A 14,174-nucleotide genomic window follows, 5' to 3' on the forward strand; every position below is an offset into this window, starting at 1 on the left:
GCGGCCCCAGGGCCGCCCCGTCCATCCGATCTGGAGATCGCACATGGCTCTTCTGACCCGTCCGGAGCGGGTGGCCCTTCCACCCGACCAGCCGGCCATCCCGCAGCGCCGCGGGGGCACCGGCGGCTACTGGCTCTACCTGCTGCCCGGCTTCGTGCTGCTGCTGGTCATCGTGATCGTGCCGCTGGTGTGGAACGTGCTGCTCACCTTCACCAAGTGGCGCGGTGTCGGCGCCCCCGAGTTGATCGGCCTCGACAACTGGACCAAGCTGCTCGCCGACGAGGACTTCTGGACCTCGTTCGTCAACTCGGTGTGGATGGTCGTGGCCATGGTGGTCGTGCCCACCGTGGTCGGCCTGGCCGTGGCCGCCCTGCTGTTCGATGTCGTCGGCCGCAAGTTCGGCGGCAAGGTCGGCAGCTTCCTGCGCGCCACCTACTACCTGCCGCAGATCCTGCCGATCGCGGTGGCCGGCATCGTGATCGGCTGGATCGTCCGCCCGGGAGAGACGGGGGCGCTGAACCAGATCCTCGCCGGTCTCGGACTGCCCTCGTACGACTGGCTCGGCCAGATGCCCTCGGCGCTCATCGTGCTGATGGTCGTGCTGGTGTGGGTGCAGATCGGCTACCCGGTCGTGGTGTTCATGGCCGCCCTGCAGCGCGTCGACCCCGAGCTGTACGAGGCCGCCGAGCTCGACGGCGCCAACTGGTTCCAGCGCTTCACCGCGATCACGGTCAGCATCATCCGCCCCGAGATCTTCGTGGTCACCCTCACGTGCACGATCGCCGCCCTGAAGGTCTTCGGCCCGGTCTACGTCATCACGCAGGGCGGCCCCGCCGGTTCCACGATCGTGCCGGCCTACTACGCCTATCTGGAGTTCTTCACCAAGCGCAACGTCGGCTACGGCGCGACCATCGCGACGGTGCTGACGATTCTCGTCGTCATCGTCTCGATCGTCTTCGTGCGCGTGCAGAACTCGCTCGAACGCAAGGAAAGGGCCGGACTGTGACCGCGGCATCCACCCTCACCACCACCGCCGTCATCACCACCGGCGGTCGCCCGCCCCGCCGGCGCGGAGCCCGCGGGGGCATGACCCGTCGTCGCGGCGTCGACTGGCTGCTGCTCGCGCTCGTCGTGGTCGGCGCGCTGCTCGTGCTCGCGCCGTTCTACCTCGTGCTCGTCAACTCGTTCAAGTCGCCGGTCGACTACGCCACCTCGGGTCCGCTGGCCCTGCCGAGCGCTCTCGACTTCGGCGGCATCGTCGACTTCTGGAACCGCGTCGACTTCCCCCGCAAGGTGCTCAACTCGGTGCTCATCTCGGGCGTCGTGGCGGTGCTGGCCGTGGGCATCTCGATGCTCAACGCCTTCGCGATCGGCATCGGCCGCGTCCGCGGGCGCACGGGCATCGTGCTGCTGTTCCTCATGGCCAACCTGCTGCCGCAGGAGGCCCTGCTGTACCCGCTGTACTACATGTTCAAATCGGTCGGCCTCTACGACAACCTGCTGTCGGTGATCATCGTGTTCACGGTGATCCAGGCCGCGTTCGGCACCTACCTGCTGTCGTCGGTGTACGGCACGTTCCCCCGCGAGATCCTCGAGGCCGCGGCGATCGACGGCGCGAGCCGCTGGCAGATCCTGTGGCGCGTGGTCTTCCCGATCAGCCGACCGACCCTGTCGGTGCTGGTGATCTTCTTCTTCATCTGGACGTGGAACGAGTTCCTCATCCCGCTGACCTTCCTCGCCTCGAACGACAACCAGACGGTTCCCGTGGCGATCAGCGTGCTGCAGGGCGACCGGCTCATGGACGTCACCACGATCAGCGCGTCGGCCCTCCTGGGCATCATCCCCACGCTCATCTTCTTCCTCATCTTCCAGCGCACGCTGACACGCGGCATCACGGCAGGAGCAGTCAAGTAATGAAGTTCACCGATGGTTTCTGGCTCATGCGGCCGGGCGTCTCCGTCGACTACGCGGCCGAGGCCTACGACATCGAGCGGACCGACACCGCCGACGGCCCGGGCCTCACCGTGCTCGCGCCGACGCGGGTGATCGCCAAGCGCGGAGACGTGCTCAACCGCGCGGTGCTCACGGTGACGCTGTCGTCTCCGCTCGAGGGGGTCGTGCGGGTGCGCGTCGCCCATCACGACGGAGCCGGCAGCCCCCGCGGATTCGCCCTGCCGGGGGCGGTGGCGGATGCCGGCGTCCTCGCGATCGACGACTCCGGGGCCACGCTCACCACCGGTGGCCTGGTCGCCCGCGTCAGCACCGGAGCACCGTGGGACCTGTCGTTCGAGGTCGACGGACAGCGCGTCACGGGAAGCGGCATCCGTTCGCTCGGACGCGTGAGCCTCGCCGAGGGAGCCGACGTCGAGACCGGCGTGATCGGCAACGCCGGCGCCGACACGGGCGTGCCCGCGGCCCGTCACTACCTGCACGAGCAGCTCGAACTCGGCGTGGGCGAGACCGTCTACGGCCTGGGCGAGCGCTTCGGTCCGGTGGTGAAGAACGGGCAGACCGTCGACATCTGGAACGCCGACGGCGGTACCTCGAGCGAGCAGGCCTACAAGAGCGTGCCGTTCTACGTCTCATCCGGCGGCTACGGCGTGCTCGTGAACGACCCCGGCCACGTGTCGTTCGAGGTCGCGTCCGAGAACGTCGAGCGCGTGCAGTTCTCGGTCTCGGGCGAGGTGCTGGAGTACTTCGTCATCGCCGGCCCCACCCCGAAAGACGTCGTCTCGCGTTACACCGCGCTCACCGGCCGCCCGCCGGTGGTGCCCGCGTGGTCGTTCGGCACGTGGCTGACCACCTCGTTCACCACCGACTACGACGAGCAGACCGTCACGTCGTTCATCGAGGGAATGGCCGAGCGCGACCTGCCGCTGTCGGTGTTCCACTTCGACTGCTTCTGGATGCGCGAGTTCACCTGGTGCGACTTCACGTGGGACGAGCGGGTGTTCCCCGATCCGGATGCCATGCTCCAGCGCCTGCACGAGCGCGACCTGCACGTGTCGGTGTGGATCAACCCCTACATCGCCCAGCGCTCGCCGCTGTTCGACGAGGGCGTCGCGGGCGGCTACTTCGTGCGCCGGCCCGACGGGTCGCCCTGGCAGTGGGACCTGTGGGTGCCGGGCATGGCGCTCGTCGACTTCACCAACCCCGAGGCCGTGCGCTGGTACCAGTCGTACCTGCGCCGCCTGATCGCGCAGGGCGTCGACTGCTTCAAGACCGACTTCGGCGAGCGCATCCCCACCAACGTCGTCTGGCACGACGGCACCGACCCCGAGCGCATGCACAACCTCTACGCGCAGCTGTACAACCAGGCCGTGCACGAGGTGCTCGTCGCCGAGCGCGGCGTAGGTGAGGCCGTGCTATTCGCCCGCTCGGCGACCGCGGGCGGGCAGACCATGCCCGTGCACTGGGGCGGTGACAACTCCTCGACCTTCGCGTCGATGGCCGAGACGCTGCGCGGAGGGCTCTCGCTCGCGTGGAGCGGCTTCGCGTTCTGGAGCCACGACATCGGCGGCTTCGAGGGCACGCCCGACGCGGCGGTGTTCAAGCGGTGGATCGCCTACGGCATGCTGTCGTCGCACAGCCGCTTCCACGGCTCCGACTCGTACCGCGTGCCGTGGGCGTTCGACGACGAGGCGGTCGAGGTCACGCGACAGTTCTCGCGGCTGAAGCTGCGGCTCATGCCGTACCTCTACGCCGCCGCGCGCGAAGCCACGGTCAGCGGGACGCCGCTGATGCGTCCGATGCTGATGGAGTTCCCCGACGATCCCGGCACCGCGCACCTCGACCGCCAGTACATGCTCGGGCCCGACCTGCTCGTGGCGCCGGTGTTCTCGGCATCCGGAGACGTCTCGTTCTACCTGCCGGCGGGGGAGTGGACCCACCTGCTGACCGGTGAGCGGGTGGTCGGCGGCGGGTGGCGCACCGAGCGGCACGGATTCGACTCGCTGCCGCTGTACGTGCGGCCCGGAGCGGTGATCCCCTGGGGTGCGCGGGAGGACCGCCCCGACTACGACTACCTCGACGGGCTGACGCTGCGGGTGTTCCCCGGCGGCTCCGGGCAGGCCGAGGTCACGGTGACCGCCCCCGACGGGCGCGCCGAGACGTTCCACGTGGATCGCGCGGAGGTCACCGAGTAGAGCGGATGCGGCGGTGGCGGGGAGCGATCCCCGTCAGCGCCGCTCCGGGGTGGTCGAACGCGTCGTCAGTGCGGGGCGCTGGTCCTGACCGATCCACAGGTACATGACGGCGACGACGGCGAAGATCGGCGCCAGCACGATTGCGAAGACCCGCGCGCGGCGGGCGAGCTTCACGGCCGGAATCGTGGAGGTCGAACGCGTGGCCATGTCCCTTTCCCCCCCCGGTGCCGCGCGGATCGGCGCGGAATCGTCAGGCTACCGATGGAGCCCGATTCCCGTCCACGAGAAGGGAAGTCGACGACGTCAAGCCCCGGACCTTTCAGGCATTTCTTGACACTCGACGAGTAGCTTCTCCCGGGTCGGCGTGGACTCGTGCGCCCCGCACGGGTCGTCGATCGTCGGCGCGAGAAACGACACGGAGGCGACGACCATCAGCACCATGACGGCTCCCGTGTCGACCGCTCGGGTTGCGGCATCCGCCCCCTTCGCCCACGTGCGGAACCTCCCGTCGCTGACGGGGCTCCGCTGGGCGACGGCGATGCTCATCTTCGGGCACCACCTCATGGCGGTCGAGTACTTCGGCGGACCCGCGGGAACGGTGTGGGCCTTCGTCTTCGAGGCCGGCAAGACCGGGGTGACGCTCTTCTTCATCCTCTCGGGCTTCGTGCTGGCGTGGGGGTTCAAGCCGCAGCAGAGCGCCGGATCGTTCTGGTGGCACCGCTTCGCCCGCATCTACCCCCTGCACGTCGTCGGCGTCGTGCTCGCGCTGATCGCCGCGGCGACCCTCGTGCCCGAGATCCGCACCGACGGCGCCGCCCCGCTCGCGGCCAACCTGCTGCTGGTCAACGGCTGGGTGCCCGACTGGTGGCAGGCCGGCAACCCCGCGAGCTGGTCGCTGGTGTGCGAGGCGTTCTTCTACCTCAGCTTCCCGTTCCTCATCCGCCCCCTCGTGCGCCTGACGAACCGCGCCAAGGCCGTCACGGTCGGCGTGGCCCTCGCGCTCGTCGCCCTGGCGCCGCAGATCGCGGCCCTGTCGCCGGTACCGATGTCGTCGGCATCCACCCCCCTGCTCCGCCTGCCCGAGTTCGTGCTCGGCGTCACCCTCGCGCTGCTCGTGAAGAGCGGGGCCTGGATGCCGCTGCGGCTGCGCTACACCGTGCCGCTGGCCGTCGTCGGCTACGCCCTGTCGGAGGCCCCCGCCGTGCCCGGCACCGACGTTCACCCGGGGCTCGCCGCGACCGTCGGCTTCTACGCCCTGCTGGTCGCCTCGCTCGCCGTCGCGGACGCCCGGGGATGCTCGACCTTCCTCGCCCGCCCGCTGTGGCTGGAGCTCGGCCGCGTGTCGTTCGCCTTCTACCTCGTGCACCTGCTGGTGATCGCGTCGGTGTCGTCGGCGTGGCCCGACGGGCACCCCGAACTGCCCTGGAGCCAGGCCGTGCCGCTCGCGCTCGCCGCGTTCGGCATCGCGCTGGGGCTCGCGTTCGCGATGCACAAGTGGGTCGAGATCCCCGCGCAGCGCTGGCTGCTGCGGTACGACCCGGCGCGGCGGGCGAATGCCCCCTCGGTCGGAGCGGCGGAGGCCGTTCGTTAGGCTCGCGGCATGTACGGCACCCACGCACTCGTCCTTCTGCTCTGGTGGGGCCTCGGCCTCGTCGTGATCGGCGCTGCCCTGTACGTCGTGGTGCGCCTCGCGGTGCTGCACGCGCTGAAGGCGCACACGCGCTGGGTCGAGGGCGGGCAGCGCTGACGCCACGGCGGCGGCGGTTACGAGAACAGGAAGCGCGACGAGAACAGGCCGATCCGCGACGGATCGCCCTGTTCTCGTGACTTCTCCTGTCCTGGTGACAGACGGACGGCCATGGACCCGTCGCACCCGGGTCCATGGCCCGTTCAGCAAGGCCTCGGTACACTTCCCTGTGCCCGAAACACCGCTGAACCCCGACCGCGACACGTCGCCCGCGACGTCGCAGTCGACCGCGATCGACCCCGACGAGCTCGAGATCGCGCTGCGCGTCATCGACGCCGCCTCGTCGCTCGACCCCGAAGACCCCGCCTACATCGCGCTGCGCCGCCAGACCGGCAAGCTCTACAAAGACGTCAAGCGCCAGTCACGCAAAGAGAAGCGCCAGCGCATCGCGGATGCCGACCGTGCCGTCGTCGCCGCCACCGCGACCGGCGCCGCCGACCGCATCGATGACGAGACCCGCGGCATCCCGCTGCAGGCCCGCACGGAGATGCCGTTCGCGGGCGAGCTGATCAAGGCCCGCGCCTGCTATATCTGCAAGCAGGACTACACGCTCGTCGACGCGTTCTACCACCAGCTCTGCCCCGACTGCGCGGCGATGAGCCACGAGAAGCGCGACGCGCGTACCGACCTCACCGGTAAGCGCGCTCTGCTCACCGGCGGCCGCGCCAAGATCGGCATGTACATCGCCCTGCGCCTGCTGCGCGACGGCGCCCACACCACCATCACCACGCGCTTCCCGCGCGACGCGGTGCGCCGCTTCTCGTCGCTGCCCGACAGCGCCGACTGGCTGCACCGCCTCAAGGTCGTCGGCATCGACCTGCGCGACCCCGCCCAGGTGATCGGACTCGCCGAGTCGGTGGAGGCCGACGGCCCCCTCGACATCCTCATCAACAATGCGGCGCAGACCGTGCGCCGCTCGCCCGGCGCCTACAAGCCGCTCGTCGACGCCGAGCTCGCGCCGCTGCCCGACGGCCCGCTGCCCGAGCTGCTCACCTTCGGCCACACCAACGATGCGCACCCGTTGGCGCTGGCGCAGTCGGTGTCGGCGCACCCGATCCTCGCCTCGGCCGCGCGCACCGCCGACGAACTGACCGCCGAGGCCATGGCCGCGGGATCCTCCTCGCTCGAGCGCCTGCTCACCGGAACCGCGATCGACGCGGGCGGCCTCATCCCCGATGAAGACCGCATCAACAGCTGGACGCAGCACGTCGACCAGGTCGAGCCCCTCGAGATGCTCGAGGTGCAGTTGGCCAACATGACCGCGCCGTTCCTGCTCGTCAGCCGCCTGCGGCCGGCGATGGCGGCATCCGCGGCGAAGCGGAAGTACATCGTCAACGTCTCGGCGATGGAGGGCGTGTTCGGCCGCGGATACAAGGGCCCCGGCCACCCCCACACCAACATGGCCAAGGCCGCGCTGAACATGCTGACGCGCACGAGCGCCCGCGAGATGTTCGAGACCGACGGCATCCTGATGACCGCCGTCGACACCGGCTGGATCACCGACGAGCGCCCGCACTTCACCAAGGTGCGCCTGGCCGAAGAGGGCTTCCACGCTCCGCTCGACCTCGTCGACGGCGCGGCCCGCGTGTACGACCCGATCGTGCGCGGCGAGGCCGGCGAAGACCTGTTCGGCATCTTCTTGAAGGACTACAGCAAGAGCTCCTGGTGAGCGCGAGGCTCAGGCCCCGAAGCTCCGTGTGAGCGCGAGGTCCCTGAGCTCGTCGAAGGGTCCGGGAGCCGCGATGGGCTCAACTGCTCCCGGCTCCGCCACGCATCACGCCGGCAGGAAGAACTCGCGGGCGAGCGGGGCGATCTCTATCCCGGATGCCGTGGCGGCGGTGACCCAGCGGAGCTCGGCGATCTCGGCATCCGGAACCGGCTCCTGATCGCCGATGTCCACGCGGAACACGTCGGCGACCACCTCGAAGCCCGGCTCGTTCGCGGCGCTGGCGGAGAACTCTCCGAGCGCCTCGAGGGCGTGGGGGCTCACCCGCAGTCCCACCTCTTCGGCGAGTTCGCGCGTGAGGGTCTCGGCCGGCGTTTCGCCCGCTTCGGGCTTGCCTCCGGGCTGCATGAACGCCGTGGTGCCGGCCTTGCGCACGACCAGAAGACGGCCGTCGGCGTCGGTGATCACCGCGGCCGAGACTCTGATGCGGCGAGGGGCGGTGGCATCCGGATTCACCCCCGCACGCTAGCAGGACCGGGGCGAGGCATCTCGACGTCGAGCGTCCACATAATCGCCACAGGTGCCGAGGAATAGACTGGGCGGCATCGACACCGTCTCTTCGGGGCCCTCCGTGACCACTCCTTCTTCCGCTCGCGCGTTCGACGCGCGACACGTGCAATTGGCGCGCGCCCTTTTCGCGGCGCTCGCGGCGGCGATGATCACGTTCTTGGGAGACCACTCCGCGCCGCTCGGCCTGAGCGTCTTCTCGGGCTTCGCGCTCGCGACCGGCCTGGTCTTCGGGCTTTCGGCCTGGCTCGTCTCGCCGGCCGGGCAACGCGTCACCCCCGTGCTCCTCGCTGTCGTGTCGGTGCTCGCGGGCCTCGTGGCCAGCGTCACCACGTGGCGGTCGACGGGCCTGTTCTTCGGTGTCGTGGTCGCCTGGGCGCTGCTATCCGGCCTGATCGAACTGATCGGTGCGATCCGCGACCGCAAGGCGGGCCGCACCGCGGGCGTGCGCGACGGCGTGCTCATCGGCATCGTGACCCTCGTGCTGGGGGCGGCGCTTCTGCTGCCGTTCCAGCAGTACGCACTCGACTACAGCATCGCCGGCGCGGGGTCGTTCACCCTGACCGGCATCACCATCGCCGTAGGACTCTTCGGCGGGTACGCGGCGGTCGTCGCCGTGTTCCTCGCGATCGCCGGCTTCTCGCCGCGTCGCCCCGAACCCGTTCCGGCCGCATCCCCCGAGGAGGCAGCGTCGTGACCGACAAGCCCACCACCCGTCGCGACCTGATGAAGCCCGTTCAGCTTCTCGGCCTCGCCTTCATCGCGGCGCTGTTCGCGGGTTTCGTCACGCTGATGTCGATGGGCTTCTTCCAGACGCGTCCCGCCGACGAGATCCAGCGCGCCCTCGTCGTCGGCCTCGTCGCCGCCGGCGCGACGTTCATCATCACGCTCGTCTCGCTCGCGCTGCTGCTGCTCGCCGTCGACCCCTCGAAGGTGACCGCGACGGTCGATCGTCCGCTGCTGCTTCCGAAGGACGCTCCGGATGCCGCGGCACCCGGCGCCTCCACCACGCCCGAGGCCCCGGCGAAGCCCACCGCGACGACCGACGGCACCCCCGAGGCGCCGAAGGCCTGACCCCGACCGCCGCTACGCGCGGCGCGGGTCGATCATCGTCATGCCCGCGGGCGACGCCGAGTCCATCGTGGGCAGCAGGTCGGCCGCTTCGCCGAGTCCGACGACGCGTTCGATGAGCTCCTGCGGGCGCAGGGCGCCGCTCTCGATGAGCGACAGCATCTCGGGGTAGTCTGCGGCGGCCATGCCGTGGCTGCCGAGCAGGTCGAGCTCCCACGCGATGACGCGGGCCATCGGCATCCGGGTCATTCCGTCGTCGGTGGGCAGGAGGCCGATCTGCACGTGACGGCCGCGGCGGCGCAGGCTCAGCACGGCGTCGCGCGCGGTCTGGGCGCTGCCGACCGCGTCGACCGAGACGTGGCCACCGCCGCCGGTGATCTCGTGCACGGCGGCGGGGATGTCGGCGCCGTCGGCCACGAGCACGTGTTCGGCGCCGAGTCGTTTGGCTGCCTCGAGGGCCGCGGGCGTGCGGTCGACGGCGATGACGCGTGCGCCGAGCGCGACGCCGATCATCACGGCACTGAGGCCCACCCCGCCGGCGCCGACCACCGTGATCCACTCGCCGGCCTGCACGCGCGCGCGTCCGGTCAGCGCGCGGTACGCCGTGGCGAAGCGGCAGCCGAGGGCCGCGGCGGCCTCGAACGACACGTCATCCGGAATCCGCACGACGTTCGTGTCGGCGGCGCGCAGCACCACGCGCTCGGCGAAGCTGCCCCACTGCGTGAAGCCGGGTTGCTGCTGGTCGGGGCACACCTGCGCGTTGCCGCTCAGGCACCACTCGCACGCCCCGCACCCCATGACGAACGGCACCGTCACACGGTCGCCGACGCTCCAGCGCTGAACGCCCGCGCCCACCTCGACGATCAGTCCGGCCAGTTCGTGCCCCGGAACGTGGGGCAGGGTCACGTCGTCGTGCCCGACCCAGGCGTGCCAGTCGCTCTTGCACAGGCCCGTCGCGTGCACCTCGACCACGACACCGCCGTCGGGCGCCGTCGGGGCCTCGACCTCCCGCACCTCGAGCGGTTCGGCCAGGGCGTCCATGATCATCGCGCGCACGGCATCCATTCTGCCGCGTCCGCTTCCGCGGCATTCGCGTGCCCCGGGTGTGCGTCTCGACAGGCTGTCAGCGCGAAGGCGAGCGCCAGGTCGCCGGTACCCGTTGAATGTCCACGGCACGCCGCACCGCCCGCGAGCGTGCGGCGTGTCGTGAACACTCGACAGGGCCTGGCGCCCGGCACGCAAGGGGCGGGTTACAGCGCGTCGACCACCTGCGACGCCAGGCCCGCGTAGGCGGCGGGGGTCAGCGCGAGCAGGCGCTCTTTCGCGGCGTCGCCGATGTCGAGGCCGCGCACGAACTCCGCGAGCTCGGGCCCGCCGACGCGGCGTCCGCGCGTGAGGTCTTTCAGCAGCGCGTACGGGTCGGTGATCTGCGAGCGGCCCGCGGCGATCTCGGCGCGCACGACGGTCTGGATCGCCTCGGCGAGCACTTCCCAGTTCACGTCGAGGTCGGCCAGCAGCACGTCTTCGGCGAGCGAGATCTCGGTCAGGCCCCGCTGCAGGTTGTCGAGCGCGAGCAGCGAGTGGCCGAAGGCGACGCCGATGTTGCGCTGGGTCGTCGAGTCGGTGAGGTCGCGCTGCATGCGGCTGGTGACGAGGGTGGATGCCAGGGTGCCGAACAACCCGCCCGCGATCTCGAGATTCGCCTCGGCGTTCTCGAAGCGGATCGGGTTGATCTTGTGCGGCATCGTCGACGAACCGGTGGCTCCCGCGACCGGGATCTGGGTGAAGTACCCGAGCGAGATGTAGGTCCAGATGTCGGTGGCGAGGTTGTGCAGGATGCCGCCGGCGTGACGCGCGCGGTCGTACAGCTCGACCTGCCAGTCGTGCGATTCGATCTGCGTCGTGACCGGGTTGAAGCCCAGGCCCAGCGACTCGATGAACGTCCGCGTCAGTTCCGGCCAGTCGACGTCGGGCTCGGCGGCGACGTGCGCCGACCAGGTGCCGGTGGCACCCGAGAACTTCGCGAGGTACTCCCCGGCGTCGAGCTGACGCATGACGCGCTCGAGGCGCCACGCGAACACGCCGATCTCCTTGCCCATGGTGGTGGGCGTGGCGGGCTGGCCGTGCGTGCGCGAGAGCATCGCGGCGTCGCGGTGCTGCTTCGCGAGCTCGGCGAGGGCGGCGGTGACCGAGCGGAGCTTCGGCAGCCACACGCGCTCGACCGCGCGCTGCACGGTCAGGGCGTAGGCGGTGGAGTTGATGTCTTCGCTCGTGCAGGCGAAGTGGGTCAGCTCGGCGAGGGCGGTGAGGCCCAGGGTGTCGAGGCGGTCGCGCACGAGGTACTCGACGGCCTTGACGTCGTGGCGGGTGACCGCCTCTTTCTCTTTCAGCCAGGCGATCTCGTCGGCGCCGAACTCCTCGTACAGGGCGCGCAGGCGCGCACGGTCGGCGTCGGAGACGGGGGAGGTGCCGAAGAGCGAGCGGTCGGTGAGGGCGAGCAGCCACTCGACCTCGACCTCGACGCGGGCGCGGTTGAGTCCGGCCTCCGACAGGTAGTCGCCGAGTTCTGCGACGGTGGCGAAGTAGCGGCCGTCGAGCGGGCTGAGGGGCTGCGGGGGCAGAGAGGACACGGGTCTCCCGGTGGTCGCGCGAGCGGTCAGCTCGCGGAACGGATGGCGGGCTCGAGCTGCCGGAACAGGGCCCTGCTGGCGCGTTCGATCATACCGAGCACCTCGTCGAACATCGGCGGCCCGGCGTAGTAGGGGTCGGGCACGTCGAGGGTCTCGGCGTCGGGGAGGAACGACTGCAGCAGAGCGATCTTGTCGGCGTCGTCGTCGTCGCGCGCCCACCCGCGCAGAACGCGTTCGTGACTGCGGTCGAGGGCGACGACGAGGTCGTTGCGCTCGAAGTCGGAGTACTGGAACTGCCGCGCGCGATGCGCGGATCCGTCGTACCCGAGGCGGTCGAGGGCGGCGAGCGTGCGATGGTCGGCGCGCTCGCCCACGTGCCAGTCGCCGGTGCCCGCGGAGCTCGAGACCACGTGCGAGCCGAGGCCCGTGGCATCCGCGATCCGACGGAAGACGACTTCGGCCATGGGGGAGCGGCAGATGTTGCCGCTGCAGACGAACACGACGCGGAAGGGCGCGTCGGGATTCGCAGTCATCCCTCCATCATGGCGGGGATGCGCCCCCAGCGCATCAGCGGCGGTCGCGCTCTTCGCGCCGCGGCCGGAACAGGCCGCCCAGCAGCGCGTTGATGATGCCGATCAGCAGCGCGGCGACGACCGTGAGCCAGAACTCCCCGGTGCGCAGGCCCCAGTCCCAGTTCTCGGTGATGATCGCCGTCAGCCACAGCAGGAAGCCGTTGATGACGAGCGAGATGAGCCCGAGCGTGAGGATGTAGAGCGGGAACGCGACGATCTTCACCACCGTGCCGACGATGGTATTGACCAGGGCGAAGATGAGCCCGACCAGCAGCAGGGTGAGCAACACCTGCAGCCACTCGCCCGGGGCGAACGGGATGAGCCGCACCTGCAGGGCGGGCAGCAGCGTGACGATCCAGATGGCGAAGGCGTTGACGGCGACGCGGACGACGAAGCGCATGGCCCCATCGTGGCACGCACCCCTGACATCGGCAGCCCCCGCCCGGTTAGGCTCGCGGATGTGAGTGAAGAGTCGGTTCTGCCCCGCATCCGCCCCGAGATCGCCGCGCTGCCCGCGTACCGGCAGGGCCGCCAGGCGAGCCCCGACGCGTTCAAGCTCTCGAGCAACGAGAACCCCTTCGAACCGCTCCCCGGCGTTCTCGACGCGGTGCGGGCCACGGGGGCCTTCAATCGGTATCCGGATGCCACGGCCTCGCGCCTTCGCGAGCGTCTCGCCGCGCGGTACGGCGTCTCGCCCGACGAGGTGCACGTCGCCGCCGGCAGCGTGTCGATCCTCGCCCAGCTGCTGCTGGCCACCTCGGGTCCCGGCGACGAGGTCGTCTACGCCTGGCGCTCGTTCGAGGCCTATCCCTCGCTCGTTGCGGTGTCGGGGGCGACGAGCGTGCAGGTGCCGCTGACCGCCGACGCGCGTCACGACCTTCCCGCGATGGCCGCCGCGATCACCGACCGCACGCGTCTGGTGATCGTCTGCAGCCCCAACAACCCCACGGGTCCGACCGTCGGCTACGACGAGTTCGCCGCGTTCGTCGACGCGGTGCCGCGCGACGTGTTGATCGTGCTCGACGAGGCGTACGCCGAGTTCGTCACCGACGCGGCCTCGGTCGAAGGCGGTCGCGTGCGCGCGGTGCTCGCCCGGCCCAACATCGTGATGCTCCGCACCTTCTCGAAGGCCTACGGGCTGGCGGGCCTGCGCGTCGGCTACGCGATCGGCCACACGCGCGTGCTCGACGCCGCGCGCAGCACCGCCATTCCGCTGTCGGTCACCGCGGCGGGCGAGGCGGCGGCGCTGGCCAGCCTCGACGCCGAGAGCGAGCTGCTGCACCGCGTCTCGGTCATCGCCGAGCGCCGCGACCGACTGGTCGACCGCCTGCGCGAGAGCGGCTGGGGCGTCCCCGACGCGCAGGGCAACTTCGTCTGGCTCGCGGCGGGCGAGCGCACGCTCGAGGTCGCCGCGGCGTTCGAGGAGGCGGGCCTGATCGTGCGCCCGTTCGCGGGAGACGGCATCCGCATCTCGATCGGTGAAGAAGAGTCGCTCGACCGCGTGGTCGAGGTCGCCGCCGCGACGGCCCCGCGCCGCACAGGTCCCTGAGCTTGTCGAAGGGCCGGGGACCCGCTGTGGCCCCGGTGGCTTCGACAGGCTCAGCCACCTCGCGGCGCACAGGTCCCTGAGCTTGTCGAAGGGCCGGGGACCCGCGGATGCCCCGGTGGCTTCGACAGGCTCAGCCACCTCGCGCCGTACAGGTCCCTGAGCTTGTCGAAGGGCCCGGGACCCGCTGTGGCCCCGGTGGCTTCGACAGGCTCAGCCACCTGGCGCGG

At 70.6% G+C, this 14,174-nt stretch carries 15 protein-coding genes; 9 read left to right on the plus strand and 6 right to left on the minus strand.

The genetic code is table 11. The features are described 5' to 3' along the window. Window positions 1-43 precede the first annotated feature (43 nt). Genes FS769_RS06940 through yicI form a run of 3 tightly spaced genes read left to right on the plus strand, consistent with a single transcriptional unit; the run spans window position 44 to window position 4,145 of the window. Window positions 44-1,006 (plus strand): carbohydrate ABC transporter permease, encoded by a 963-nt coding sequence (locus tag FS769_RS06940; RefSeq protein WP_144831201.1) that lies wholly within the window; start codon window positions 44-46, stop codon window positions 1,004-1,006. After that, a complete protein-coding gene (locus FS769_RS06945; RefSeq protein WP_186325444.1) occupies window positions 1,003-1,914 on the plus strand; it encodes a carbohydrate ABC transporter permease in 912 nt (303 codons plus the stop codon). Before FS769_RS06940 ends, FS769_RS06945 begins: the two co-directional genes overlap by 4 nt. Continuing rightward, the gene (yicI, locus tag FS769_RS06950) at window positions 1,914-4,145 is read left to right on the plus strand and encodes an alpha-xylosidase (protein ID WP_144831204.1); all 2,232 of its coding nucleotides are present in this window, start codon (window positions 1,914-1,916) and stop codon (window positions 4,143-4,145) included. Before FS769_RS06945 ends, yicI begins: the two co-directional genes overlap by 1 nt. A gap of 33 nt (window positions 4,146-4,178) precedes the next feature. Here the strand turns inward: yicI and FS769_RS16790 are convergent, their stop codons facing one another. Beyond that, window positions 4,179-4,352 carry a hypothetical protein gene (locus tag FS769_RS16790; RefSeq protein WP_186325445.1) on the minus strand — a complete coding sequence of 58 codons (174 nt, stop codon included), beginning with the start codon at window positions 4,350-4,352 and terminating at the stop codon, window positions 4,179-4,181. A 232-nt stretch (window positions 4,353-4,584) separates the two neighbouring features. On the opposite strand from FS769_RS16790, the gene FS769_RS06955 reads away from it, so the two are divergent. The 3 genes from FS769_RS06955 to FS769_RS06960 all read left to right on the plus strand — a co-directional run bounded on the left by FS769_RS06955 (window position 4,585) and on the right by FS769_RS06960 (window position 7,561). Then, window positions 4,585-5,736 carry an acyltransferase gene (locus tag FS769_RS06955; protein ID WP_144831208.1) on the plus strand — a complete coding sequence of 384 codons (1,152 nt, stop codon included), beginning with the start codon at window positions 4,585-4,587 and terminating at the stop codon, window positions 5,734-5,736. Between the two features lie 9 nt (window positions 5,737-5,745). Beyond that, on the plus strand, window positions 5,746-5,892 hold the full coding sequence (locus tag FS769_RS16795) for a hypothetical protein (RefSeq protein ID WP_186325446.1): 147 nt from the start codon (window positions 5,746-5,748) through the stop codon (window positions 5,890-5,892). Between the two features lie 169 nt (window positions 5,893-6,061). After that, window positions 6,062-7,561 carry an SDR family NAD(P)-dependent oxidoreductase gene (locus tag FS769_RS06960; RefSeq protein WP_144831211.1) on the plus strand — a complete coding sequence of 500 codons (1,500 nt, stop codon included), beginning with the start codon at window positions 6,062-6,064 and terminating at the stop codon, window positions 7,559-7,561. A 105-nt stretch (window positions 7,562-7,666) separates the two neighbouring features. Here the strand turns inward: FS769_RS06960 and FS769_RS06965 are convergent, their stop codons facing one another. Next, window positions 7,667-8,074, minus strand: a complete 408-nt coding sequence (locus FS769_RS06965) for an NUDIX domain-containing protein (protein WP_144831213.1) — start codon at window positions 8,072-8,074, stop codon at window positions 7,667-7,669. A 115-nt stretch (window positions 8,075-8,189) separates the two neighbouring features. Here FS769_RS06965 and FS769_RS06970 point away from each other — a divergent pair, with 115 nt between their 5' ends. Continuing rightward, window positions 8,190-8,822: an acyl-CoA synthetase gene (locus FS769_RS06970; RefSeq protein WP_186325447.1), complete on the plus strand. Its 633-nt coding sequence runs from the start codon at window positions 8,190-8,192 to the stop codon at window positions 8,820-8,822. After that, on the plus strand, window positions 8,819-9,199 hold the full coding sequence (locus tag FS769_RS06975) for an amino acid transporter (RefSeq protein WP_144831216.1): 381 nt from the start codon (window positions 8,819-8,821) through the stop codon (window positions 9,197-9,199). The genes FS769_RS06970 and FS769_RS06975 overlap by 4 nt, the downstream gene beginning before the upstream one ends. A gap of 12 nt (window positions 9,200-9,211) precedes the next feature. Here the strand turns inward: FS769_RS06975 and FS769_RS06980 are convergent, their stop codons facing one another. The 4 genes from FS769_RS06980 to FS769_RS06995 form a co-directional block, all read right to left on the minus strand. After that, the gene (locus FS769_RS06980) at window positions 9,212-10,252 is read right to left on the minus strand and encodes a zinc-dependent alcohol dehydrogenase family protein (RefSeq protein ID WP_144832010.1); all 1,041 of its coding nucleotides are present in this window, start codon (window positions 10,250-10,252) and stop codon (window positions 9,212-9,214) included. A 194-nt stretch (window positions 10,253-10,446) separates the two neighbouring features. Then, window positions 10,447-11,826, minus strand: coding sequence for an adenylosuccinate lyase (gene purB / locus FS769_RS06985; RefSeq protein WP_144831218.1), 1,380 nt, complete (start codon window positions 11,824-11,826; stop codon window positions 10,447-10,449). A gap of 26 nt (window positions 11,827-11,852) precedes the next feature. Continuing rightward, window positions 11,853-12,359, minus strand: a complete 507-nt coding sequence (locus tag FS769_RS06990; RefSeq protein ID WP_144831221.1) for a low molecular weight protein-tyrosine-phosphatase — start codon at window positions 12,357-12,359, stop codon at window positions 11,853-11,855. A gap of 34 nt (window positions 12,360-12,393) precedes the next feature. Next, the gene (locus FS769_RS06995; RefSeq protein ID WP_144831224.1) at window positions 12,394-12,798 is read right to left on the minus strand and encodes a phage holin family protein; all 405 of its coding nucleotides are present in this window, start codon (window positions 12,796-12,798) and stop codon (window positions 12,394-12,396) included. Window positions 12,799-12,858: 60 nt separating this feature from the next. Here FS769_RS06995 and FS769_RS07000 point away from each other — a divergent pair, with 60 nt between their 5' ends. Beyond that, a complete protein-coding gene (locus FS769_RS07000; RefSeq protein WP_144831227.1) occupies window positions 12,859-13,947 on the plus strand; it encodes a histidinol-phosphate transaminase in 1,089 nt (362 codons plus the stop codon). The last annotated feature ends 227 nt before the right edge of the window (window positions 13,948-14,174 follow it).

The organism is Microbacterium sp. BH-3-3-3, assembly GCF_007679045.1.
Lineage (GTDB): Bacteria > Actinomycetota > Actinomycetes > Actinomycetales > Microbacteriaceae > Microbacterium > Microbacterium algihabitans.

Bases quoted from the DNA above. Each gene is read 5' to 3' on its own strand.
- FS769_RS06940 (WP_144831201.1), top strand. From the start codon at position 44: ATGGCTCTTCTGACCCGTCCGGAGCGGGTGGCCCTTCCACCCGACCAG.
- yicI (WP_144831204.1), top strand. From the start codon at position 1,914: ATGAAGTTCACCGATGGTTTCTGGCTCATGCGGCCGGGCGTCTCCGTC.
- FS769_RS16790 (WP_186325445.1), bottom strand. From the start codon at position 4,352: ATGGCCACGCGTTCGACCTCCACGATTCCGGCCGTGAAGCTCGCCCGC.
- FS769_RS06955 (WP_144831208.1), top strand. From the start codon at position 4,585: ATGACGGCTCCCGTGTCGACCGCTCGGGTTGCGGCATCCGCCCCCTTC.
- FS769_RS16795 (WP_186325446.1), top strand. From the start codon at position 5,746: ATGTACGGCACCCACGCACTCGTCCTTCTGCTCTGGTGGGGCCTCGGC.
- FS769_RS06990 (WP_144831221.1), bottom strand. From the start codon at position 12,359: ATGACTGCGAATCCCGACGCGCCCTTCCGCGTCGTGTTCGTCTGCAGC.
- FS769_RS06995 (WP_144831224.1), bottom strand. From the start codon at position 12,798: ATGCGCTTCGTCGTCCGCGTCGCCGTCAACGCCTTCGCCATCTGGATC.